The organism is Achromobacter arsenitoxydans SY8 (assembly GCF_000236785.1).
GTDB classification, from domain to species: domain Bacteria; phylum Pseudomonadota; class Gammaproteobacteria; order Burkholderiales; family Burkholderiaceae_B; genus Achromobacter; species Achromobacter arsenitoxydans.
On sequence record NZ_AGUF01000057.1, the window covers coordinates 168,769 to 191,193 of the forward strand.

Here is a 22,425-nt window from a genome sequence, read left to right on the forward strand (position 1 = left end):
GCCCGCATCGCCGCCCCGCGCGGCGCGCCGGGCAAGAAAAAGGCCTGGCGATCCGCGCCGCGCGCGTCACGCCAGGCCAGCCGCGGCGCCCCGTGGGGGCCGCGATCCTCATAGTTTCATCAATCCAGCATCAGCACCGTGGCGCCGGTGGTCTTGCGCGAAGCCAGCGCGGTCTGCGCTTCGCCGGCCTGCTCCAGCGTGTAGCGCTGGTCGATGCGAACCTTGATCTTCTTCTTCAGGACCAGACCGAAGAGCTCATCGGACGCGGCCTGCAACTTCTCCAGCGTGTTCACGTGCACGCCCAGCGACGGACGCGTGACGTACAGGCTGCCCTTCTGGTTCAGCACGGCCAGGTTCACGCCGGCCACCGGGCCGGACGCATTGCCGAAGCTGACCATCAGGCCGCGCGGCTCGATGCAGTCCAGCGACGTTTCCCAGGTGTCCTTGCCCACGCCGTCATACACCACCGGCACCTTCTTGCCCCCGGTCAGTTCCAGCACGCGCTCGGCCACGTTCTCGCGCGAGTAGTCGATGGTTTCCCATGCGCCGTTGGCGCGCGCCAGCTCCGCCTTTTCGGGGCTGGACACCGTGCCGATCAGCTTCACGCCCAGGGCCTTGGCCCATTGGCACGCGATCAGGCCCACGCCGCCCGCGGCGGCATGGAACAGGATGGTCTCGCCGCCCTGCAGGCGGTAGGTCTGGCGGAACAGGTACTGGACCGTCAGGCCCTTGAGCATCAAGGCGGCGGCTTCGTCGAAGGCGATGCCCTTGGGCACCTTCACGACCTGTGCGGCCGGCACGTTGCGCGCCTTGGCGTAGGCGCCGATGGGGCTCTGGCCGTAGGCGACGCGGTCGCCCTTCTTCAGGTGTTTGACGTCGGCGCCCACGGCGGTCACCACGCCGGCGGCTTCAAAGCCCAGGCCGTGCGGCAGCGGATGCGGATACAAGCCCGTGCGGAAATAGATATCGATGAAGTTCAGGCCGGCGGCGTGCTGCTCGATCGTGACTTCATTGGCGGCGGGCGGAGGAACTTCGACCTCGACCAGCTTCAGGACTTCGGGACCACCGTGCTGCTCGATACGAATTGCCTTGACGAGATTGCTGGCCATGCTGGCCTCCTTTCATTGGAAATAACGCGAATTAACCCTGAAACCCAGACTTCAACGCGGGGGCTGCTGCCCGTCGCCCTGCGCGGCGGGCGCACGGCGGGCCCCGCCCCCCATCAGCGCGAACACGCCCGCCAGCACCAATATGGTTCCCGCCATCTGCCACACCGTGATGGGCTCGTCCAGGAACCATGCAGCCAAAAACAGCACGGATACCGGTCCAACCATGCCCAGCAGCGACGCAGTGGGCGCGCCAATGAGCGACACCGCCCACATCAGCATGAACACCGGCACCACCGTGTTGAGCGTGGCGTGAATGACAGAATATCCATATACCGCGACAGGCTGAACCAGCATCGAAGCGGGATGAACCAGGAAAAACTGGATGATGCAGGCCACGCACGACACCAGCATGGCGTAGGCCACCAAGCGGGTTGCGCCGATCCGCTTGATCAGTTCCCCGGAACAGATCAGGTACACAGAATAGCTTGCCGCGGAGCCGAAAACGAACAAAGACCCTAACAACACCTCGCTGCCGCCGCCAAAGGACAAGTCGTGCGCGAACACCAGCACCACGCCGGCATACGACAGCACCATGGCCATCCACTGCCGGCGCTCGATCGGTCGCTTGAACCAGAACGCGGACAGCAGAACCACCAGCGAGGGGGACAGAAACAGGATCAGGCGTTCCAGGCTGGCGGTGATATAGCGCAGGCCCAGGAAGTCCAGGAAGCTGGAAAGGTAATAGCCCAGGAGGCCCAGGACGCACACCTGAATGCGTTCTTTCGTGGTCAGCGTGACGATCTCGCCGCGCGCGGCCCGGCGCGACTGATGCCAGGCCACCGCCGCGAAAAACGGCATGGCGAACAACATGCGGAAGGCGATCAGGGTGACGGCATCAATACCGTAGCGGTAGGTGAACTTGACGACGATGGCCTTGGCGGAAAACAGGATCGCGCCAAGCACCGCCATGGAGATCCCGGCGGCGCGGCTGGAAGCCAGCGGACCCGCCGTAAGCTTGGCAATGCGATTCATGCGATGATTTTAAATTCACGACAAGAATATTTGCAGGCTTTTTCCCCGGCATGACCCGACAACGCGCCCTCTCCTACATCCACATTGCCGCCGTGCTGTTCGGCCTGACCGGCGTTTTCGGCGAACTGATCCAGGCCAGCGCGGCGGTGATCACACTGGGCCGCGCCGTCTTCGCGGTCATTTCGCTGGGCATCTTCGCACGCCTGCGCCGCAAGCCCTTGCTGGGCGCGCTGACGCCCGCCCAACTGTTCGTGCTGGTCATCGCCGGCGTCCTGCTGGCGGCGCATTGGGTCACGTTCTTCATTTCCGTGAAGGTGGGCGGCATCGCCATCGCGACGCTCGGCTTCGCCAGTTTCCCGGCCTTCATCACGCTCTTCGAGGGCCTGATTTTCCGGGAACGGGTGCGGCTGGCCGAATGGCTATTGCTGGCGCTGGTGACCGCCGGCCTGGTGCTGGTCACCCCGTCTTTCGACCTGGCCGACCAGGGCACCATCGGCCTGGCCTGGGGCCTGCTGTCGGGGCTGAGCTTCGCGCTGCTGGCCCTGAGCAACCGCCGGTCGGCTTCCGGCATGGATCCGATGCAGGTCGCGTGCTGGCAAAACCTGGTGGTTGCGCTGGTGATGGTGCCCTTCGCCGTCGGCCAGTTGCCCGCCTTGCCCGCCCTGGACTGGTTCTGGCTGGCGCTCCTTGGCATCTTCTGCACCGGGCTGTCGCATTATCTTTTCGTGTCCAGCCTGATGCGGCTGAACGCGCGCAGCGCCGGCCTCGTGATCGCCCTGGAACCCGTCTACGCCATTGCCTTCGCCTGGGTGCTGTTCAGCCAGGAGCCCACACCGCGCATGCTGGCCGGCGCCGCCCTGATTGTGGCGGCCATCGTCTGGTCCGGCCTGCGCAAGCAGGCGCCGGCGGCGGCGGACCCCGCCCCGGCCCCAAAATAGCAGCCTTGACAATAACTGACTAGGCAGTAAAATTCGGCGCATGAATGCCGCGCCCGCCCCAACTTCGCCCGAGTCTTCGGACTCGCCCGTCCACTACCGCAACGACACCCGCTGCATGGCGGAGGACAACGCCGGCTTCCTGATCAAGCTGGCCTATCACTCCCTGAACCGGATGCTGGACCAGGAAATGGCGCCGCTGGACCTCACCGCCATGCAGTGGCGTCCGCTGGCGATGGTCTTTCTGGGCCGCGCCGACACGCCGGCGGAGCTGGCCCGGCTCAACGACATGGACACTGGCGCCATGACCCGCGCGTTGGATCGCCTGGAAGCCAAGGGATTGCTGCGTCGCAACCGCAGCCAGGAGGACCGCCGCGTGGTGAAGATCGAACTCACCGACCTGGGCGCAGCCAAGGCTCGCGAGATCCCCGCCAATATCGCCCGCGCGCTCAACCATCATCTGCGCGGCTTTTCCACGGAAGAAGTTGGGCAGCTCATGCACCTTCTGCGCCGGATGATCGCCAACGGATCTGCGTCCGGCGCCTCGCCCGAACGCTGACGCCGCCCCCGTCCACGAAAGACGGGGTTTTATTTGGCATAATCATTGCCTAGGCAAATACAGATTAATCAATTACTTTCAGCTAACAGTCAGGATGAAACGCCTTATTTCTACCGTATTGGTGCTGGCCCTGAGCGGTTGCGCACTGATGGACTCCGAGCCTCAGCCCGTGGCGGCGCTGGACGCTGCCAAGCTGGGATTGGCCGGACAAGCCGCCGACTGGCCCACCGCGCAATGGTGGGCGCGCTACGGCGATCAGCAACTGGATGCGTTGCTGGCCGAAGCGCTGGCGAACAGTCCGTCGATGACTGCGGCACAAGCGCGTCTGGCCAAGGCCAACGCGGCAGTCAGTTCCGCCCGCGCGCCGCTTTTCCCGCGCGTGGACGCAAACTACACACTGACCCGCGAACACCTGTCCAAGGACTACATTTATCCGGCCCCGCTGGGCGGATCCGTCGTCAGCGACAACCGGCTGGCGCTGGATTTCAGCTATGAGCTGGATTTCTGGGGCAAGAACCGTTCACGCCTGCAGTCCGCGGTGTCGCAGCAGGAGGCCGCCGCCGCGGATGCGCAGGCCGCGCGCAACCTGCTGGCCAGCGCCACGGTGCGCGCCTACCTGAACCTGCAGAACGCGTTTGCGCAGCGCGACGTGCTAAAGCGCGTGCTGGAGCAACGCGCCGAAGTGCTGTCGCTGACCCAGGGCCGCTACTCGGCCGGACTGGACACCCAGGTCGAGGTCAAGCAGGCCGAATCGTCGCTGGCATCCGGCAAGGTCGAATTGACCCAGACGGAAACCACCCTGGCGCAGTTGCGCAACCAGGTCGCCGCACTGGCCGGCGCGGGTCCGCAACGCGGACAAAGCCTGGTCCCGGTCGCGCTGACCGCGCCGGCAGGCGAGGTGCCCGCCAGCGTTCCGCTGGACCTGCTGGGACATCGCCCCGACGTCGCCGCCGCCAAATGGCGCGCACAAGCCGCCCGCCACGCCATCGACAGCGCGAAGGCCGAGTTCTACCCCAATGTGAACCTGGCCGCGTTCGCCGGCTTCCAGGCCATGGGCACCGGCAACCTGCTGGGCGCCGATGCCCGCATGGCCGGATTCGGCCCCGCCGTCACGCTGCCCATCTTCCATGGCGGCGAACTCAACGCCAATCTTGCGGGCCGCCGCGCCGACGCGGACCTTGCCGTCTCCGACTACAACCAGACCGTGCTGGATGCCGTGCACCAAGTCGCCGATGCGCTGGACGGATTGCGCCTGCTCGACCAGGAAAAGGCGCAGCAGCGCCAGGCGCGCGAAGCCATCGAGGCGGCCTACGAGCTGGCCGTCAACCGCTACAAGGCCGGCATGGGCAACTACATCACCGTGCTGATCGCGCAGACTGGCGTGCTCGCCCAGGCGCGCCTGGACACGGACCTGCGCATCCGCGCCTATCAGCTCGACGCCGACCTGGCCACCGCCCTGGGCGGCGGCTACGCCCCCCAGGCCGAGCCGGCCACGAACACCATTCATTGAACGATTCCCGGATTCAGACGTCATGAACGCTGCCACTCCCTCGACCCACCCTGCCCGCAAACGCCTGCTGCTGACGGCCACCGGGACATTCATCGTTGTCGCGATCGCCTACGGCATCTGGTGGGCGCTATTCGGCGCCCACTTCGAAAGCACCGACGACGCCTACGTGCACGGCAACCTGGTGCAGATCACGCCCCAGGTTCCAGGCACCGTCGTCGCCATCGAGGCCGACGATACCGAGACCGTCGTTGCCGGCCAGCCGCTGGTGCGCCTGGACCCGGCCGACACCGAAGTCGCGCTGCAACAGGCGCAGGCCAAGCTTGCGCAGATGGTGCGTCAGGTGCAGACCTATTACGTGCAGAACGATGCGCTCGCCGCCGACGTCGACCTGCGCAACGCCGACATCCTGCGCGCCCAGGCCGAGCTGACCCGTGCGCAAAGCGACGTGAAGCGCCGCCAGCAACTCGCCAAGTCCGGCGGTGTCAGCGGCGAAGAGATTCTGCACGCCGAAGTGGCCCTCAAGTCCGCGCAGTCCGGCGTCGCGCAGGCCAAGGCCGCCCTGGCCGCCGCGCAGGCCAAGCTGGCGACCAACCAGGCCTTGACGCAAGGCACCTCGGTCGCCGACCACCCCGACGTGCGCCAGGCGGCCGCCAACCTGCGCAATGCCTGGCTCGCCCAGTCCCGCACCGTGTTGCCCGCCCCCGTGGGCGGCGTCGTCGCGCGCCGCAGCGCCCAGGTGGGCCAGCGCGTGGCGCCCGGCTCGGCGCTGATGACCGTCGTGCCGCTGGACCAGGTCTGGGTCGAGGCCAACTTCAAGGAAGGCCAGCTGCGCAAGATGCGCATCGGCCAGCCGGTGAAAATGTTCGCCGACCTGTACGGCAGCTCGGTGACCTACCACGGCACCATCGCCGGCCTGGACGCCGGCACGGGCAGCGCCTTCGCCCTGCTGCCCGCCCAGAACGCCACCGGCAACTGGATCAAGGTGGTGCAGCGCGTGCCCGTGCGCATTACGCTGGACCCCGAAGACCTGAAGAAGCATCCGCTGCGAGTGGGGCTGTCCATGGATGTGGAAGTCGACGTAGGCAAGCAGGAAGGCGAGGCACTGACGCAGGTGGCCCGCAAAGAACCGGCCTGGTCGACGCGCGCCTTCGAGCCGGCGCATGACGACGTCGACGCCATGATCAGCAAGATTATCGAAGCCAATCTCGCATCATGAGCACGGCCGCCCAGCCCGCGGGCGCAGGCGCGCCCGTTGACGCCACCCGCCCCCCGGGCACGCATCCGCCGCTGGAAGGCGCCACCCGGATCATCGGGTCGATCGCGCTGTCCACGGCGGTGTTCATGAACGTGCTGGACACGTCGATCGCGAACGTGTCCATTCCCACCATTTCTGGCGACCTGGGCGTGAGCACCAGCCAGGGAACCTGGGTCATCACTTCCTTCGCCGTCGCCAACGCCATCACGGTGCCGCTGACCGGCTGGCTCACGCAACGCTTCGGACAGGTGCGCCTGTTCCTCATTTCCACACTGCTGTTCGTGCTGGCGTCCTGGCTTTGCGGCTTCTCGCCGTCGCTGGAGGCGCTGATCGCCTTTCGCGTGCTGCAGGGCGCGGTGGCGGGCCCCATGATCCCGCTATCGCAAACGCTGATGCTGGCCAGCTTTCCCAAATCCAAGGCGGGCATGGCGCTGGCGGTCTGGTCCATGACAACGCTGGTCGCCCCGGTGGCGGGGCCCTTGCTGGGCGGCTGGATCTCGGACAACTATACGTGGCCGTGGATCTTCTACATCAACGTGCCCGTGGGCCTGCTGGCCGCATGGATCAGCTGGCGCATCTACGGCAAGCGCGAGTCCGTAACGCGCAAGCTGCCCATCGACAAACTGGGGCTGGTCCTGCTCGTGGTCTGGGTGGGCGCGCTGCAGATCATGCTCGACAAGGGCAAAGAACTGGACTGGTTCGCCAGTCCCACCATCATTGCCCTGGCCGCGATCGCCTTCGTGGCGTTCGTCTTCTTCCTGATCTGGGAACTGACCGACGCCCACCCGGTGGTGGACCTGCGCCTCTTCAAGGTCCGCAACTTCACCGTGGGCGCGCTGACGCTGGCGGTGGCCTACGGCGTGTTCTTCGGCAATGTGGTCCTGCTGCCCTTGTGGCTGCAGAGCAATATGGGCTACACGGCCACCTACGCGGGCCTGGTGACGGCGCCCGTCGGCCTGCTGGCCATCCTGCTGACGCCCATCGTGGGCAAGATGCTGGCCACGCGCGACCCCAGGCAGATCGTGACGGTCGCCTTCCTGATCTTCGCGCTGGTGTGCTTCATGCGATCGGGCTTCAACACCCAGACCGACGTGCGCACGCTGATGATCCCGACCATCATCCAGGGCGCGGCGATGGCGGCGTTCTTCGTGCCGCTGACGTCCATCACCCTGTCGAGCATCGAGCCCTGGCGCATCCCGGCCGCCTCGGGCCTGTCGAACTTCCTGCGGCTGACCGCGGGCGCCTTCGGCACGTCGATCTCCACGACGCTGTGGGAAAACCGCGCCACGTTGCACCATGCGCAACTGACCGAGATCGCCAAGCCCGGCCAGCAGGCATTCGACCAGACCATGAACGCGCTGCAGAACAGCCTGGGCGTGTCGCATCAGCAGGCCCTCACCATGGTGGACGGCCTGATCAACGCACAGGCGTTCACCATGTCCGCGGTGGACGTGTTCTACGCATCGGCGGTCATCTTCCTGATGCTGACGGGATTGGTCTGGTTCGCCCGCCCCCGTTCGGCCAAGGCGGGCGGCGGCGGCGGCGCGGCGGAGGCGGCAGCGGGCGCGCACTGACGCGCTGCCCCAACACGAACGAAAGGCGCCCTCGGGCGCCTTTTTGCTTGGGACAGGCCGGAAATCAGTCTTTCAGCAGCGCCTGCCAGTCCATCCGTTCCATGATGTCGGCCGACAGTGCGCTGACCGGCGAAAGATTGAATACGGAGATGCCGCGCGCGCGCCAGAGCGCCGACGCGAACCGGAACGAAGGTTCAATGAGCCGCGGAAAATTGCGCGTCAGCCTGCTGGTCTGCGGACGCCCGCCCTCGTCGTAGAAGCGCAAGCCGCCCTGCACGGTCAGGTCCAGTCCGTGCACATACACCTGGCGCGCACCGCCGGACACGAGCACCTGCAAGGCCGCATAGGCCACCGTATCGGCATCGAACACGCCCAGCGAGGCATCGAAGCTGTATCCCAGGCCCTGCTTGGCGTCCAGCAACTGCACGTCCGGCGTCGCCGCCGCAATGCGCTTGAGCACGGCAGGCGCCACGGTGCGTTCATAGGCGCGCCTGGAGATCAATTCGATGACGCAGATGCGGCAGCGGATCTCCTCTTGAGGAATGCCCTGCATGATGTAGCGCAATACCTCGGGGAATACATACAGCGTCAGATCCTGGGCCACGATCTCGCGCACCAGGGCGATGCGGTCGCGCACGAAGTTCTGGTCGATGATGCAGTAATACTTGAACTTCAAGTCGAATTTGCGCGACAGGGCGATGGCGCCATTGACGCCCATCGCCACGCCGATATTCAGCTTGTCATAGGGAATCTGAGCGACCGACGGGCCGCTCAGGATCAGGTGCACGGTCTGGTCGGCAGGGTCGTAACCCTGCGCCAGCGGCGTGATGGGCAGCGAACGACCAAAGGCCCGGTAACCGCTGATGGAGCCTTCTTTGTCCCTCCAGATTCGCACGAAAGGCCACAAATGCTGATTGTGCCTTTGGGCGCGAGAACGCAGCATGCGGAAGAGCTTGCGCACGAAGCGGTCGGCCCGCCCGCCGCCCACATGTTCGACGGCGGGGAGGAAATTGGAGTCGTTCATCTATTGACCAAACAGGCCTTGCGGGCCGAAACCCTCAACCGGCTCGAACCAGCGACGCGATCGCGTCGCCGACATCGACGGTGGAAGCATTGCCTTTCATATCCCGTGTCCGCGGCCCGTCGGCCAGCACAGTTTCGATCGCCTTCACGACGGCGGCCGAAGCGTCGGGATACCCCAGGAAGTCAAGCATCAGCGCCCCGCTCCAGATCTGCCCGATCGGGTTGGCGATGCCCTTGCCATAAATGTCCGGCGCCGAACCATGAACCGGCTCGAAGAGCGACGGGAACTTGCGTTCCGGGTTCAGGTTGGCCGACGGGGCGATACCGATCGTGCCCGTGCACGCCGGTCCAAGGTCGGACAGGATGTCGCCAAACAGATTGGAAGCGACGACCACATCGAACCAGTCGGGGTGCTGCACGAAATGCGCGCACAGGATGTCGATGTGATATTTGTCCCAGCGCACGTCCGGATAGTTCCCGGCCATTTCGGCAACCCGCTCGTCCCACCAGGGCATGGAAATCGAGATGCCATTGGACTTGGTCGCCGCGGTCAGGTGCTTGCCGCGTTTTTGCGCCAGTTCAAACGCGAACTTCAGCACGCGTTCGGCGCCGATGCGGGTGAACACGCTTTCCTGGATGACCACTTCGCGCTCGGTGCCCTCGAACAGGCGGCCGCCGCTGTTCGAATATTCACCTTCGGTGTTCTCGCGCACGATGAAAAAATCAATCTCGCCGGGCTTGCGGTCCGCCAGCGGAGACGGCACGCCGGGCATCAGGCGCACCGGGCGCAGATTGATGTATTGGTCGAATTCGCGGCGGAACTTGAAGAGCGAGCCCCAGAGTGCCTCGTGGTCCGGCACCGTGGCGGGCCAGCCGATCGAACCAAAGAAAATCGCTTCGTGCTGGCCGATCTGCTCTTTCCAGTCGTCCGGCATCATTTTGCCGTGTTTGGCGTAATAGTCGCAGCTCCAGTCGAAATGGTCCCACTGGAAATCTATGCCGAAGCGCGCCGCCGCCGCATCCAGCACTTTCAACCCTTCAGGCACGACCTCCTTGCCGATTCCGTCTCCCGGAAGCACCGCAATCTTGTGTTTCTTAGCCACCACGTTTTCCTTTGGTTTTCAATGATAGAGCGACCGAAATCATAGGCAAAAAAAATGGCAAGGCAACACCCCCGTTACAAAACGGCAGGGTTATTGACCTGCGTATTCCCGCCGATAAGGCTCAGCGGCGGCCCTTCGATCCCAGCAACGACCCCAAAATGCCCCGCGTAAGTTCGCGTGCAATCGAGCGGGCGGAACTCTTGGCCATGGTCTGCACCACGCCATCGCGCTTGCCGCCCCGCGGACCGGTCGATCCGAACAGCACATCCTTCAGGCTGTCCATTAGTCCGCCGCCCGATTCTTCGGCTTGCGGCCGCCCGGGCGGGGCGGCCTCCGGCTTGGCGTCCGCGCGGTCCGCCGGCGCGGACGCGCGGCCAGCCAGGATTTCGTAGGCCGACTCCCGGTCCACTGCCTTTTCGTACTTGGCCGCCAGCGGGTTGCCCTGGCGCAGCGTCTGCCGTTCGGAGTCGGTGGCGGGGCCGATCCGGCTGCCGGGCGGCACGATGTACGCGCGCTCGGTCGGCATGGGCCGTCCCTTGGCGTCCAGCAGCGATACGAGCGCTTCGCCCACCCCGAGTTCGGTAATGGCGGCCTCGATATCCAGCCCCGGATTGGGCCGCATGGTCTGGGCAGCAGTCTTGACGGCCTTCTGGTCGCGCGGCGTAAACGCCCGCAAGGCGTGCTGGACGCGATTGCCCAGCTGGCCCAGGACCGTGTCGGGAATATCCAGGGGATTCTGCGTGACGAAGTAGACGCCCACGCCCTTGGATCGGACCAGGCGCACCACCTGCTCGATCTTGGTCAACAGCGCCGGCGGCGCGTCGTTGAACAGCAGGTGAGCTTCGTCGAAGAAAAACACCAGCTTGGGCTGGTCCATGTCGCCCACTTCGGGCAGCTTTTCGTAGAGATCCGCCAGCAGCCAAAGGAGGAAGATAGCGTACAGGCGGGGCGCCTGCATCAGCTTGTCGGCGGCCAGCACGTTGACCAGCCCCCTGCCCTGCGCGTCCGTGCGCATCAGGTCGGCAACATCGAGCATCGGCTCGCCGAAGAACTTCTCGGCGCCCTGAGATTCCAGCGCCAGCAGCCCCCGCTGGATGGCGCCGACGCTGGCCGACGACACATTGCCGTAGCGCGTTTTCAACTCCGCCGAGCGGTCCGCCACGTTCTGGAGCATCGCCCGCAGGTCTTTCAGATCCAGCAGCAGTTGCCCTTCGTCGTCCGCCACTTTGAAAACCAGGGTCAGGACCCCTTCCTGGGTGTCGTTCAATTCCAGGATACGGGACAGGAGCAGCGGCCCCATGTCCGTAATGGTGGCGCGCACCGGCAGGCCCTGCTCGCCAAAGACGTCCCACAGCGTGACGGGGCTGGCGCCCCACACGGGCTCGGATAGCCCCAGGCTCTTCAGGCGCTCCTGCAGCTTCGGGCTGGGCGCGCCTGCCTGTGAAATGCCGGTCAGGTCGCCTTTGACGTCGGCCATGAACACCGGCGTGCCGATGCGGGAGAAGGATTCGGCCAGCACCTGCAGCGTGACGGTCTTGCCGGTGCCCGTCGCCCCCGTGATGCAGCCGTGCCGGTTGGCCAGGGCCGGCAGCAGCGCCAACTCGGTCTGCGCGTTCTTGGCGATGACAATGGGGTTAGGCATGGACGGCTCCGGACCTTGGGGAATCAAAGGGATGCACAAGTGTAGAGCCTGCCGCCCGCCTTGTGCGCGTGGCGATATGGACACATGCGGCCCTTGCGCCGGACGCGGGGCCGCCGGCACGGTAAAATGCCGTCTTTGCAGACACTACTTTATCCTGGGAAGCCATGGCCGGACACAGCAAATGGGCCAATATTCAGCACCGCAAAGGGCGCCAAGACGCCAAGCGCGGAAAGCTCTGGACCAAGATCATTCGTGAAATCACGGTGGCGGCGCGCGCCGGCGGCCCCGATCCGGACAGCAACCCGCGCCTGCGCATGGCCTGGGACAAGGCTACCGACGCCAACATGCCCAAGGACAACATCCAGCGCGCCATCCAGCGCGGCGCTGGCGGCGCCGACGGCGACGCCTACGAGGAAGTCCGCTACGAAGGCTACGGCATCGGCGGCGCAGCCGTGATCGTCGACTGCATGACCGACAACCGCACCCGCACCGTGGCCGAAGTCCGCCACGCCTTCGCCAAGAACGGCGGCAACCTGGGCCAGGAAGGCTCCGTCGCCTTCATGTTCAAGCATTGCGGGCAGTTCGTATTCGCCCCGGGCACCCCCGAAGACCAGGTCATGGAAGCCGCGCTCGAAGCCGGCGCCGAAGACGTCACCACCGACGAAGAAGGCGTGATCGAAGTGGTTTGCGCACCGGCCGACTACGCTGCCGTGCGCAAGGCTTTCGACGACGCCGGCCTGAAGGCCGAAGTCGACGGCATCGTCATGAAGGCGCTGAACGAAACCGAACTCGCCGGCGAAGACGCCATCAAGATGCAAAAACTGCTCGACGCCCTGGAAGGCCTGGACGACGTGCAGGAAGTCTATACCACCGTCATTTTCGACGAAGCGCAGTAAATCTCCCCTTCCTGGCGCCCGGGCGGCCCAGCCCGGCTGGGCGCCAGGGGGTAATCCGGATCCGGGCCGTATCGGATCCGTTGCCTTTTCCACGGGCTAGGTCCCCATCAGGCCCTAGGCTGGCAACCATTCAGACTCACGCAACATGAAACTCCTGGTAATTGGCTCGGGCGGCCGCGAACATGCCCTCGCCTGGCGGTTGGCCCGCTCCCCGCGCGTACACAAGGTGTACGTCGCTCCGGGCAACGGCGGCACGCAACGGGCCGAGCAGATGGAAAACATCCCGCTCACCAATGCCGAGGAACTGGCCGATTTCGTCCAGCGCGAGGGTATCGCCCTGACGGTCGTCGGTCCGGAAGCGCCGCTGGCGGCCGGGGTCGTCGACGTGTTCCGCGCCCGTGGCCTGAAAATCTTCGGCCCCACCAAGGCCGCCGCGCAGCTTGAAAGCTCGAAGGACTACGCCAAGGCCTTCATGGTCCGGCACAACATCCCGACCGCTCGCTACGAGACCTTTACCGACCCGGCCAAGGCGCACGCCTACATCGACCAGGAAGGCGCTCCCATCGTGATCAAGGCCGACGGCCTGGCGGCCGGCAAGGGCGTCGTGGTCGCCGCCACGCTGGAAGAAGCGCACGCCGCGGTCGACGCGATGCTGGGCGACGGTTCCATGGGCGATGCCGGCGCGCGCGTCGTCATCGAGGAATGCCTGGTGGGCGAGGAAGCCAGCTTCATCGTCATGTGCGATGGCCGCAATGTCCTGGCCCTGGCCACCAGCCAGGACCACAAGCGCCTGCAGGACGGCGACCGCGGTCCCAACACGGGCGGCATGGGCGCCTACTCCCCCGCCCCCATCGTCACGCCGGAACTGCACCACCGCATCATGCGCGAAATCATCCTGCCGACCGTGCAGGGCATGACGCGCGACGGCATTCCTTACACGGGTTTCCTTTACGCCGGCCTGATGATCGCCCCCGGCGACGATCCCGACCGCGAGATCAAGACCCTGGAATTCAACTGCCGCATGGGCGACCCCGAAACCCAGCCCATCATGATGCGCGTCAAGAGCGACCTGCTCGATGCCCTGGAGCACGCCGTCGACGGCACGCTGGACCAGGCCGACATCGTCTGGGACCGCCGCACCGCCCTGGGGGCCGTGCTGGCCGCTCACAATTACCCGAACACGCCGCGCACCGGCGACGTCATCCGCGGCCTGCCCGCCGATGCCGAGGACTGCATGGTCTTCCACGCCGCCACCAAGCTCGACGGCGACGAAACCAAGACCACCGGCGGCCGCGTGCTGTGCGTCACGGCGCTGGGCGACTCCGTCAAGATGGCGCGCGACCGCGTCTATGAAGCCATCGACGGCATTCACTTCGACGGCCGCCAATACCGCACCGACATCGGCTGGCGCGCGCTCAAGCCGTCGCAGCAGAAGCCCAAGTCCAACGCGTAACCGGAACCGCCAATGACCGCACTGCCCGTCTCCGCCGTCAGGGACTACCTGACGGGCCTGCAAGCCCGCATCGTCGGCGCCCTGGAGGAGGCCGAAGGCGGCCCCTTCCGGGCCGATGAATGGGTGCGGCCGGAAGGCGGCGGCGGGCTGTCGCGGCTGCTCGAAGGCGGCAAGCTGTTCGAGCGCGCCGGCGTGCTGTTCAGCCATGTCCAAGGATCCAGGCTGCCTCCCTCGGCCAGCGCGCACCGTCCCGAGCTTGCCGGCCGGCCCTGGGAAGCCATGGGCGTGTCCATGGTGCTGCACCCGCGCAATCCCTACGTGCCCACCACGCACATGAACGTGCGCATGTTCGTCGCCGCGGCCCGCCCCGGCCATGAAGAATCCAACGTATTCTGGTTCGGCGGCGGCATTGATCTGACCCCGTACTATCCGTTCGAGGAAGACGCCCGCCACTTCCACACCGTGTGCCGGGACGCGCTGGCGCCGCACGGCGCCGACTACTACCCCCAGTACAAGCGCTGGTGCGACGAGTACTTCTTCCTGAAGCACCGCAACGAAACCCGCGGCATCGGCGGCATCTTCTTCGACGACCTGAACGCGCCGGGCTTCGACGCTTCGTTCGCCCTGACCCGCTCGGTCGGCGACGCCTTCCTGGACAGCTATCTGCCCATCGTAGAAAAGCGCCGCGGCATCGCCTACGCCGAGCGCGAGCGCGATTTCCAGGCCTACCGCCGAGGCCGCTATGTCGAATTCAATCTCGTCTTCGATCGCGGCACCTCATTCGGCCTGCAATCCGGCGGACGCACCGAATCCATCCTGCTGTCGATGCCGCCGCTCGCGCAATGGCGCTACGACTGGCAGCCGCAGGCCGGCACCCCCGAGGCCGAACTGGCCGCGTACCTGAAGCCGCGGGACTGGGTTTGAAACGCATCGGGCTCCTCGGGGGCAGTTTCGACCCCGTCCACGTCGCGCACATCGCGCTGGCGCAGAATGCCCTGCAGGCGCTGGGCTTGGCGCAGGTGCAGCTCATCCCGGCTGCCAACCCCTGGCAGCGCGCCGCGCTGCACGCCACCGGCGAAGAGCGGCTGGCCATGCTGCAACTGGCCGTCGCCGGACACCCCGGCCTGGCTGTCAATCCCATCGAAATCGAGCGTGGCGGCGCCACCTATACCATCGACACCCTGCGCGCGCTGCCCCAGGAGGCCCGCTATGTCTGGCTGCTGGGCGCCGACCAACTGGCCAACTTCTGCACCTGGCGCGACTGGCGCGACATCTCCGGCCTCGTCGACCTGGCCGTCGCCACGCGGCCCGGCACGGCGCTCAGCGCGCCGCCGGAGCTCGCGCAATGGCTCGCCGGCCTGGGCCGCGAGCTGCAGGAACTTCCTTTTGCCCCCATGCCGGTGTCGGCATCCGACATCCGCCAGCGCCTGGCGCGGGGCGAACCCACTGACGGGCTGCTCGACGCGCCCGTCGCCGCCTATATTGCGGCGCACCATCTTTACCGATAAACCCACACCCGCCGGGCGTTGAAAGCGCCGCCGGGCCAGCCTCCGCTGCCCATGCGCGGGTTATATTTGCAGCTATGGACATACAGAAACTCCAACGCGCCGTCATCGACGCCCTCGAAGACGTCAAGGCGCAAGACATCAAGGTCTTCAACACCACGCACCTGACCAGCCTGTTCGACCGCGTCGTGATTGCAAGCGCCACCTCCAACCGCCAGACCCGCGCGCTCGCATCCAGCGTGGCCGATCGCGGCCGCGCGATGTCCATTACCGGCATCACCATCGAAGGCGAAGACACGGGCGAATGGGTTGTCGTCGACCTCGGCGATGTCGTCGTGCACGTGATGCAGCCCGCCATCCGCCAGTACTACAACCTGGAAGAGATCTGGGGCGGCAAGCCGGTGCGGGTCAAACTCCTGCCCGAATCCACTCGCGCCGCGCCGGTCGCCAGCGACGGCGACTACGACGGCACCGAGGATTGAGCGCGTCGTGAAACTGATCGTCGTCGCGGTGGGCACGCGGATGCCGGACTGGGTGCAAACCGCCTGGGACGACTACGCCAAGCGCCTGCCGGCCGACTGCGCCCTGGAACTGCGCGAGATCAAGCCCGAACCCCGCACCACGGGCAAGACGCCCGCCCAGATGATGGCGGCCGAGGCCAAACGGATCGAAGCGGCCCTGCCGTCGAATGTCTTGCGGCTGGCGCTGGACGAGCGCGGCCGCGATCTCACCACCATGGCGCTGTCGCAAAAGCTCGAACAATGGCGCGCGGGCGGCCAGGACGTCGCATTCCTCGTCGGCGGCCCCGATGGCCTGGATCCGGACCTGAAGGCATCCGCCAGCGGCCAGCTGCGGCTATCGTCGCTGACGCTGCCGCACCCCATGGTGCGGGTGGTGCTGGCCGAGCAGCTCTACCGCGCCTGGGCCATCATGACCAATCATCCCTATCATCGCGCCTGACCGTGGACGGCCCGGCGCCCGCCCCGCTCCGCATGAATCACACCGCCGATACCCACACCCCCGCCGCACGCCTCTATCTCGCCTCGGCCAGCCCGCGGCGCCGCGAACTGCTGACGCAGATCGGCCTGGCGCACGAGGTTCTGCTCGTGCCCGCGCCTCCCGGCGAGGATGAACCCCAGCATCCCGGCGAAAGCGCCGCCGACTACGTGCTGCGCACGGCGCGAGACAAGGCGCTGCGCGGACGCGACTGGATCCGCGCGCAAGGGCTGGCGCGGCTGCCCCTGCTCGCCGCCGACACGACCGTCATCCTGGCAGGCGACGTCCTGGGCAAGCCGGCCGATCGCGACGACGCGATCCGCATCCTGCGCGCCCTGTCCGGCTCCACGCACGAAGTGCGCACCGCCGTCACCGTTTGGACGGGCGACGAGTTGCTGGAAGCCGTCTCCGTCACCGAAGTGCGGATGCGCGATCTGCTCGCGGAAGAAATCGCGCGCTACTGCGACAGCGGCGAACCCTTCGGCAAGGCCGGCGCCTATGGCATCCAGGGATTGGCCGGCACCTTCATTTCGCAAATCGCCGGCAGCTACACAGGCGTGATGGGCCTGCCCTTGTTTGAAACCGCGAACCTGCTACGCGCGGCCGGCATCCAGGTGCCCTGACGCCAGCGCGCTCTCCAAGAAAAAATCCCCCGGCGCCTCTCGACGCCGGGGGATTTTTTTGTCGTTGTGCCGGTCAGCCCTGCCGCGCCGGCTCGCCCAGCGTGGCCTGCGGCTGCGCTGCCGCAGCGGGCGCAGCGGCGCCTTCCAGGGCGGCATGCAGCTGCTCCTTGTCCAGTTCGCCTTCCCAGCGCGCCACGACGACGGTCGCGGTCGCATTGCCGACCAGATTGGTCAGTGCGCGGCATTCCGACATGAAGCGGTCCACGCCCAGGATCAGCGCCATGCCCGCCACGGGCACCGAAGGCACCACCGACAGCGTGGCGGCCAGCGTGATAAAGCCCGCGCCCGTCACGCCCGCCGCGCCCTTGGAACTGAGCATGGCCACCAGCAGCAGCAGGACCTGATCGCCGAGTGAAAGGGGAATGTCGCAGGCCTGCGCGATAAACAGCGCCGCCATCGTCATGTAGATGTTGGTGCCGTCCAGATTGAACGAATAGCCGGTGGGGACCACCAGGCCGACCACCGATTTCGAACACCCCGCGCGCTCCATCTTCTGCATGAGCGTGGGCAAGGCGGCTTCGGACGAACTGGTGCCCAGCACCAGCAACAGTTCCTCGCGGATGTAGCGGACCAGCTTCAGGATGGAGAAGCCGTTGTAGCGGGCCACCAGGCCCAGGATCACCACCACGAACAGCACGGACGTCGCGTAGAACGTGCCCACCAGCATCGCCAGGTTGACGACCGACTTGATACCGTACTTGCCGATAGTGAAAGCCATCGCGCCGAAGGCGCCAATCGGTGCGGCCTTCATCAGAATCGCGACCATCTTGAAGATGGGCTGCGCCAGCGCCGTCATGAAGTTCAGGATCGGCTTGCCGCGCTCGCCCACCATGGCCAGCGAAATGCCGAACAGCACAGCGACGAACAGCACCTGGAGGATATCGCCACCCACGAACGGGCTGAAGATGGTCGTGGGGATCACGTTCATCAGGAAGCCGGTGATGGTCGAATCGTGCGCCTTGGCGACGTAGCCGGACACTGCCTTCTGGTCCAGGGACTGCGGGTCGATATGCATGCCCGCGCCCGGCTGGACGATATGGCTGACGATCATGCCCACGATCAGGGCCAGCGTCGAAAAGACCAGGAAGTACAGCATGGCCTTGCCGGCCACGCGGCCCACCTTCTTCAGGTCGCTCATCGCGGCGATTCCCGTCGCCACGGTCAGGAAAATGACCGGCGCGATGATCATCTTGACCAACTTGATGAAGGCGTCGCCCAACGGTTGCATCTGCTGGCCCAGTTCAGGCTTGAAAGCGCCCAGCAGCACACCAACCACGATGGCGAAAATTACCTGCACGTACAGGATTTGATAGAACTTGAGCTTGCGCGCGGGCGCGCTTTGATCCACTTCGATCATTGGGATTGTCCCCACCAGGACCCCTTGCTCCGCACAGCCTGGGCAAGGCGGGCGACGGGGCGTTATCTGTTTTATGGCCTGGCGGTCTGCCGCCGGCCGATTTCACCGCGCAGACGTTGCTGCGCGGCTTGCGTCTCTATATGCAATCGGCATGCCAAGGTGCAGAACGACTGCAGAGCACAGATAAGCTACTGATATATATGAACATTCCAATTCTGCCGTGGCAGCACAATGCCCAAATATGGCGAAACTCCGCACAAAAAGCGGATAAAATGTGCGGAAAACCGCACAGCCATGAATCGCCCCATATCGCCCTCGCCAGATCCGGTTGCCGCGCCGCCCTTCAGTTGGCCGTGGCCATGGCGTGTCGCGCTTGTGCTGCTGGCGGTCGTCCTCGTCGCCGGCACACTGCATGCCGCCACGCAGTGGGCCCGCGAGAGAGCGGTAAGCGAAGCCGCGGTGCAGGCGCGGGGCACCGGCCAGATCAATGCCGCCCTCCTGCGCAACAATCTGGACAAATTCAGAGCGCTGCCCTTCGTGCTGACCCAGGACGTCGACCTGCGCGCCGCGCTGCAAGGCGCCAGCCCGGCGCGGATCGAACAGCTCGATGAAAAGCTCGAGTCGCTGAGCCGCGGCGTGGGCGCTTCCGCCATCTACTTGCTGGACAGGAAAGGCCTCGCCATCGCCGCCAGCAATTGGCGCGAACCCGCCACCTTCGTCGGCGTCGATTATGAATTCCGCCCCTACTTCCAGGGCTCCGTCACGCACGGCGCAGCCGAGCATTTCGCCTTAGGCACGATCAGCCACGAAGCCGGGCTATACCTGGCGCGGCGCGTGGACGATGCCGGCGGCGACATGCTCGGCGTGGTGGTCCTGAAAGTGGACTTCCGCGACCTGGAGTCCGACTGGCGACAATCCAATGCCACCATCTTCGTCACCGACGAACACGGGGTCGTGTTGCTGGGCAATATCCCGGATTGGCGTTTCCAAGTGCTGGCGCCCTTGCCCGACGCCCTGGCTCAAACCCTGCGCACCAGCCTGCAATTCGGCGATGCGCGGTTCCAGCCGCTGCCCTTCTCCCCTGCCCTGCAACCCGCAAGCAACGGCCAGCTCGTGCGCGCCGAGCAGGCGCTACCCAGGGTGGCTGCCGGCGCGCCGCTGCTGCACACCACGCTGCCGGTGATCGAATCGCCTGGATGGACGCTGCACCAGTTATCGCCGGTCCAGGCGGCCATGAACCAGGCGACCGCCAACGCCCAGCTTGGCGCACTGCTGGCCCAGGCCGCGCTTGCCGCGCTGGTTGGCGTCGTTCTATACCGCCGCCACCGCAATCACGAACGCGCGGTCCAACAGGCGGCCGTTCGCCAACAGCTCGCTGCGCTGGTCGACGAACGCACGGCACAGCTGCGCGATGTGAACGCGAAGCTGCTCGACGAAATGGATGAGCGCCAACGAGCAGAATCCCAGCTGCACACTATGAAGGATGAACTGGTCCAGGCCAGCAAGCTGGCGTTGCTGGGTCAGGTCGCGGCAGGCGTTGCGCACGAAATCAATCAGCCCGTGGCGGCCATACGCGCCTACGCCGACAATGCCGCCGAATTCCTCCGGCGCCAGGACACCGGTTCCACAACAGAAAATCTGGGCGCGATCGCAAACCTGACCGAACGCATCGGTCACATCACCGGCGAACTGCGCGCCTTTTCGCGCAAGGCCGGCGCCACGGTGGGGCCGACGGATTTAATGGAAGCACTGGCGGGCGCCCTGCTGCTGGTCGGGCCGCGCGCTCGCCGCCAGGGTGTCGTCCTGCAGAGTCCGCCGCAGAACCAAAACTGCCTCGTGGAAGCCAACCGCGTCCGGCTGGAACAAGTGCTGGTCAACCTGCTGCAAAACGGCCTCGAAGCTCTGGAGGGCCAGTCCGGCGGCCGCGTCTCTGTGGCGCTGCAGGACCTTGGCGCCACTGTGCAACTACACGTGCACGACAACGGCCCCGGCCTGTCCGACGAGGCCCGCGCGCGCCTCTTCACGCCGTTTCACACGACCAAGCCGGACGGCCTGGGACTTGGCCTGGTGATCAGCAGGGACATCGTGATGGAATTCGGCGGCGAACTGCGCGCCATCCGCCCTTCCGATTCCTCCGTATTTTCTCCGCATGCGCCCGGAACAGGCGCCATGTTCATCCTGACCCTACGCAAAACGCCGGGCCAGACTCACCTTCCGAGCACGCACCATGCCTCGCACAATTGAACCCCGCACGTCCGCGCCGCCTGATGCTGACGACGCCCTGCGACGGCCATCCGTGCCGCACGCCGTGTTCATTGATGACGACGATGAACTGCGCCGCGCCGCCATCCAGACCCTCAAGCTGCACGGCCTTTCGGTCGAGGCATACGCCGGCGCACGCGCCGCGCTTCCTGCATTGGACCGCGACTTCGACGGAGTCGTCGTCACCGACATCCGCATGCCGGACATGGACGGCCTGGAGCTCTTCCAGCGCCTGCGCGACATTGATCCCGACATTCCGATCATTCTCATTACCGGCCATGGCGACATCGCCATGGCCGTGCAATGCATGCGGGACGGCGCCTACGACTTCCTGTCCAAACCCTATCCGGGCGACCGGCTGGTCGCCGCCATCACGCACGCCGCGGAAAAACGCCGCCTGGTGCTGGAAAACCGCCGCTTACGCGAAGCCGCATTCGCCATCGAAGCCGACGAAGTTCCCTTCATCGGCGCCACGCCCGCAATGCAACGCATCAAGCAGACGCTGCGTCACATTGCCGACGCCGATGTCGACGTGCTGGTTGAAGGCGAAACCGGCACCGGCAAGGAAGTTGTCGCCACCGCGCTGCACCGCCTCAGCCGGCGCCGGCATCGCCCGCTGGTGGCGATCAACTGCGGCGCATTGCCGGAAAGCATCATAGAAAGCGAACTGTTCGGCCATGAGCCCGGCGCTTTCACTGGCGCGCAGAAAAAGCGGATTGGCCGCATTGAGCACGCCAGCGGCGGCACCCTGTTCCTAGACGAAATCGAAAGCATGCCGCTGGCGGTGCAGGTCAAACTGCTGCGGGTTCTCGAGTCGCGCCAGATCACGCCGTTGGGCAGCAACGAAGTACGCAATCTGGATCTGCGCGTCGTCGCCGCCACTAAGGAAGACCTAGGCAGCCCCGCCATACGCGCCAAGTTTCGCGAAGACCTGTTCTACCGCCTAAACGTCGTCACGATCCGCATTCCGCCGCTGCGCGAGCGGCGTGAAGACATCCCTCTACTGTTCGCACACTACCTTGGGCATGCATCACGCCGCTTCCAGCGCGACATTCCCGACATGCCCGCCTCGATCCGCCATCACCTCATGACGCACGACTGGCCCGGCAATGTGCGCGAGCTCGCCCACTTCGCAGAGCGTGTCGTGCTCGGCGTGCTCAATACCCCTGCGCCACATCCAGCTCCAACGCAAGACAGTGCTTTGACCCTGCCCGAACGTATCGAGCACTTCGAGGCCCAACTGATAAAGGACGCCTTGGCCGCGCATCAGGGCGACGTCAAGGCAACGCTGGACGCGCTGGGTATTCCACGCAAGACCTTCTACGATAAGCTGCAACGCCACGGCATCGACCGCCAGCAATATGTCGGTGGTGTAGAGCCCGAGTCGTTCTAGCCGGTCCATCAGGCGGCCCGCCACGGGTCCCCACCGCTACCGTCTATCCGCACCCGGCATAAAAAAACCCCTCGCGGCGCCAGCCGCGAGGGGTTTTCTGTATTCGGGTTTCACCAGGACGCGCTTGAGCGCCGCCAC

The 22,425-nt window shown here is 65.7% G+C and carries 20 protein-coding genes; 14 read left to right on the forward strand and 6 right to left on the reverse strand.

The window, feature by feature from the left end; genetic code table 11:
- Window positions 1-119: 119 nt before the first annotated feature.
- On the reverse strand, window positions 120-1,109 hold the full coding sequence (locus KYC_RS18520; protein ID WP_008165151.1) for a quinone oxidoreductase family protein: 990 nt from the start codon (window positions 1,107-1,109) through the stop codon (window positions 120-122).
- Window positions 1,110-1,160: 51 nt separating this feature from the next.
- Complete coding sequence (locus tag KYC_RS18525) at window positions 1,161-2,141, reverse strand: DMT family transporter (RefSeq protein ID WP_008165152.1); 981 nt, start codon at window positions 2,139-2,141, stop codon at window positions 1,161-1,163.
- A 50-nt stretch (window positions 2,142-2,191) separates the two neighbouring features.
- Here KYC_RS18525 and KYC_RS18530 point away from each other — a divergent pair, with 50 nt between their 5' ends.
- From KYC_RS18530 to KYC_RS18550, 5 genes are all read left to right on the forward strand, one after another.
- On the forward strand, window positions 2,192-3,079 hold the full coding sequence (locus KYC_RS18530; RefSeq protein ID WP_008165153.1) for a DMT family transporter: 888 nt from the start codon (window positions 2,192-2,194) through the stop codon (window positions 3,077-3,079).
- A 40-nt stretch (window positions 3,080-3,119) separates the two neighbouring features.
- Complete coding sequence (locus KYC_RS18535) at window positions 3,120-3,635, forward strand: MarR family winged helix-turn-helix transcriptional regulator (RefSeq protein WP_008165154.1); 516 nt, start codon at window positions 3,120-3,122, stop codon at window positions 3,633-3,635.
- A gap of 94 nt (window positions 3,636-3,729) precedes the next feature.
- Complete coding sequence (locus KYC_RS18540; protein WP_043518859.1) at window positions 3,730-5,145, forward strand: efflux transporter outer membrane subunit; 1,416 nt, start codon at window positions 3,730-3,732, stop codon at window positions 5,143-5,145.
- 22 nt (window positions 5,146-5,167) lie between these two features.
- The gene (locus KYC_RS18545; RefSeq protein ID WP_008165156.1) at window positions 5,168-6,361 is read left to right on the forward strand and encodes an HlyD/EmrA/EmrK family protein; all 1,194 of its coding nucleotides are present in this window, start codon (window positions 5,168-5,170) and stop codon (window positions 6,359-6,361) included.
- Window positions 6,358-7,974 (forward strand): DHA2 family efflux MFS transporter permease subunit, encoded by a 1,617-nt coding sequence (locus KYC_RS18550; RefSeq protein WP_008165157.1) that lies wholly within the window; start codon window positions 6,358-6,360, stop codon window positions 7,972-7,974. Before KYC_RS18545 ends, KYC_RS18550 begins: the two co-directional genes overlap by 4 nt.
- Window positions 7,975-8,038: 64 nt before the next feature.
- On the opposite strand, the gene KYC_RS18555 is transcribed toward KYC_RS18550, so the two are convergent.
- From KYC_RS18555 to KYC_RS18565, 3 genes are all read right to left on the reverse strand, one after another.
- Window positions 8,039-8,998 (reverse strand): hypothetical protein, encoded by a 960-nt coding sequence (locus KYC_RS18555; protein WP_008165159.1) that lies wholly within the window; start codon window positions 8,996-8,998, stop codon window positions 8,039-8,041.
- A 34-nt stretch (window positions 8,999-9,032) separates the two neighbouring features.
- On the reverse strand, window positions 9,033-10,100 hold the full coding sequence (locus tag KYC_RS18560; protein ID WP_008165161.1) for a tartrate dehydrogenase: 1,068 nt from the start codon (window positions 10,098-10,100) through the stop codon (window positions 9,033-9,035).
- A 121-nt stretch (window positions 10,101-10,221) separates the two neighbouring features.
- Window positions 10,222-11,742: a helicase HerA-like C-terminal domain-containing protein gene (locus tag KYC_RS18565; RefSeq protein WP_008165163.1), complete on the reverse strand. Its 1,521-nt coding sequence runs from the start codon at window positions 11,740-11,742 to the stop codon at window positions 10,222-10,224.
- Between the two features lie 164 nt (window positions 11,743-11,906).
- Between KYC_RS18565 and KYC_RS18570 the strand changes: the two genes are divergently transcribed.
- The 7 genes from KYC_RS18570 (at window position 11,907) to KYC_RS18600 (ending at window position 17,215) form a co-directional block, all read left to right on the forward strand.
- Window positions 11,907-12,638, forward strand: coding sequence for a YebC/PmpR family DNA-binding transcriptional regulator (locus KYC_RS18570; protein WP_008165165.1), 732 nt, complete (start codon window positions 11,907-11,909; stop codon window positions 12,636-12,638).
- 145 nt (window positions 12,639-12,783) lie between these two features.
- On the forward strand, window positions 12,784-14,091 hold the full coding sequence (gene purD, locus KYC_RS18575; RefSeq protein ID WP_008165167.1) for a phosphoribosylamine--glycine ligase: 1,308 nt from the start codon (window positions 12,784-12,786) through the stop codon (window positions 14,089-14,091).
- Between the two features lie 12 nt (window positions 14,092-14,103).
- Window positions 14,104-15,015: an oxygen-dependent coproporphyrinogen oxidase gene (gene hemF / locus KYC_RS18580; RefSeq protein WP_008165169.1), complete on the forward strand. Its 912-nt coding sequence runs from the start codon at window positions 14,104-14,106 to the stop codon at window positions 15,013-15,015.
- Window positions 15,012-15,599, forward strand: a complete 588-nt coding sequence (gene nadD, locus KYC_RS18585; RefSeq protein WP_008165173.1) for a nicotinate (nicotinamide) nucleotide adenylyltransferase — start codon at window positions 15,012-15,014, stop codon at window positions 15,597-15,599. Before hemF ends, nadD begins: the two co-directional genes overlap by 4 nt.
- A 74-nt stretch (window positions 15,600-15,673) precedes the next feature.
- Window positions 15,674-16,078: a ribosome silencing factor gene (gene rsfS / locus KYC_RS18590; RefSeq protein WP_008165174.1), complete on the forward strand. Its 405-nt coding sequence runs from the start codon at window positions 15,674-15,676 to the stop codon at window positions 16,076-16,078.
- A gap of 7 nt (window positions 16,079-16,085) precedes the next feature.
- Entirely contained in the window at window positions 16,086-16,556 is a 471-nt protein-coding gene (rlmH, locus tag KYC_RS18595) for a 23S rRNA (pseudouridine(1915)-N(3))-methyltransferase RlmH (protein WP_008165176.1), read from the forward strand.
- Between the two features lie 32 nt (window positions 16,557-16,588).
- Window positions 16,589-17,215, forward strand: coding sequence for a Maf family protein (locus KYC_RS18600; protein WP_008165178.1), 627 nt, complete (start codon window positions 16,589-16,591; stop codon window positions 17,213-17,215).
- A gap of 73 nt (window positions 17,216-17,288) precedes the next feature.
- On the opposite strand, the gene KYC_RS18605 is transcribed toward KYC_RS18600, so the two are convergent.
- Complete coding sequence (locus tag KYC_RS18605; RefSeq protein ID WP_008165181.1) at window positions 17,289-18,632, reverse strand: dicarboxylate/amino acid:cation symporter; 1,344 nt, start codon at window positions 18,630-18,632, stop codon at window positions 17,289-17,291.
- A gap of 294 nt (window positions 18,633-18,926) precedes the next feature.
- On the opposite strand from KYC_RS18605, the gene KYC_RS18610 reads away from it, so the two are divergent.
- Together KYC_RS18610 and KYC_RS18615 are read left to right on the forward strand one after the other, a co-directional pair.
- Window positions 18,927-20,876 carry a sensor histidine kinase gene (locus KYC_RS18610; protein ID WP_008165183.1) on the forward strand — a complete coding sequence of 650 codons (1,950 nt, stop codon included), beginning with the start codon at window positions 18,927-18,929 and terminating at the stop codon, window positions 20,874-20,876.
- Window positions 20,860-22,287, forward strand: a complete 1,428-nt coding sequence (locus KYC_RS18615; protein ID WP_050814912.1) for a sigma-54-dependent transcriptional regulator — start codon at window positions 20,860-20,862, stop codon at window positions 22,285-22,287. The genes KYC_RS18610 and KYC_RS18615 overlap by 17 nt, the downstream gene beginning before the upstream one ends.
- Window positions 22,288-22,425: the final 138 nt, after the last annotated feature.

Excerpts from the sequence above, each read along its gene's own strand:
- KYC_RS18605 (WP_008165181.1), bottom strand. The coding sequence starts at position 18,632 with ATGATCGAAGTGGATCAAAGCGCGCCCGCGCGCAAGCTCAAGTTCTAT.
- KYC_RS18540 (WP_043518859.1), top strand. The coding sequence starts at position 3,730 with ATGAAACGCCTTATTTCTACCGTATTGGTGCTGGCCCTGAGCGGTTGC.
- KYC_RS18565 (WP_008165163.1), bottom strand. The coding sequence starts at position 11,742 with ATGCCTAACCCCATTGTCATCGCCAAGAACGCGCAGACCGAGTTGGCG.
- KYC_RS18570 (WP_008165165.1), top strand. The coding sequence starts at position 11,907 with ATGGCCGGACACAGCAAATGGGCCAATATTCAGCACCGCAAAGGGCGC.
- KYC_RS18615 (WP_050814912.1), top strand. The coding sequence starts at position 20,860 with ATGCCTCGCACAATTGAACCCCGCACGTCCGCGCCGCCTGATGCTGAC.
- KYC_RS18520 (WP_008165151.1), bottom strand. The coding sequence starts at position 1,109 with ATGGCCAGCAATCTCGTCAAGGCAATTCGTATCGAGCAGCACGGTGGT.
- KYC_RS18535 (WP_008165154.1), top strand. The coding sequence starts at position 3,120 with ATGAATGCCGCGCCCGCCCCAACTTCGCCCGAGTCTTCGGACTCGCCC.
- purD (WP_008165167.1), top strand. The coding sequence starts at position 12,784 with ATGAAACTCCTGGTAATTGGCTCGGGCGGCCGCGAACATGCCCTCGCC.
- KYC_RS18525 (WP_008165152.1), bottom strand. The coding sequence starts at position 2,141 with ATGAATCGCATTGCCAAGCTTACGGCGGGTCCGCTGGCTTCCAGCCGC.
- KYC_RS18545 (WP_008165156.1), top strand. The coding sequence starts at position 5,168 with ATGAACGCTGCCACTCCCTCGACCCACCCTGCCCGCAAACGCCTGCTG.
- KYC_RS18600 (WP_008165178.1), top strand. The coding sequence starts at position 16,589 with ATGAATCACACCGCCGATACCCACACCCCCGCCGCACGCCTCTATCTC.
- KYC_RS18550 (WP_008165157.1), top strand. The coding sequence starts at position 6,358 with ATGAGCACGGCCGCCCAGCCCGCGGGCGCAGGCGCGCCCGTTGACGCC.
- KYC_RS18555 (WP_008165159.1), bottom strand. The coding sequence starts at position 8,998 with ATGAACGACTCCAATTTCCTCCCCGCCGTCGAACATGTGGGCGGCGGG.
- KYC_RS18610 (WP_008165183.1), top strand. The coding sequence starts at position 18,927 with ATGAATCGCCCCATATCGCCCTCGCCAGATCCGGTTGCCGCGCCGCCC.
- hemF (WP_008165169.1), top strand. The coding sequence starts at position 14,104 with ATGACCGCACTGCCCGTCTCCGCCGTCAGGGACTACCTGACGGGCCTG.
- KYC_RS18530 (WP_008165153.1), top strand. The coding sequence starts at position 2,192 with ATGACCCGACAACGCGCCCTCTCCTACATCCACATTGCCGCCGTGCTG.
- rsfS (WP_008165174.1), top strand. The coding sequence starts at position 15,674 with ATGGACATACAGAAACTCCAACGCGCCGTCATCGACGCCCTCGAAGAC.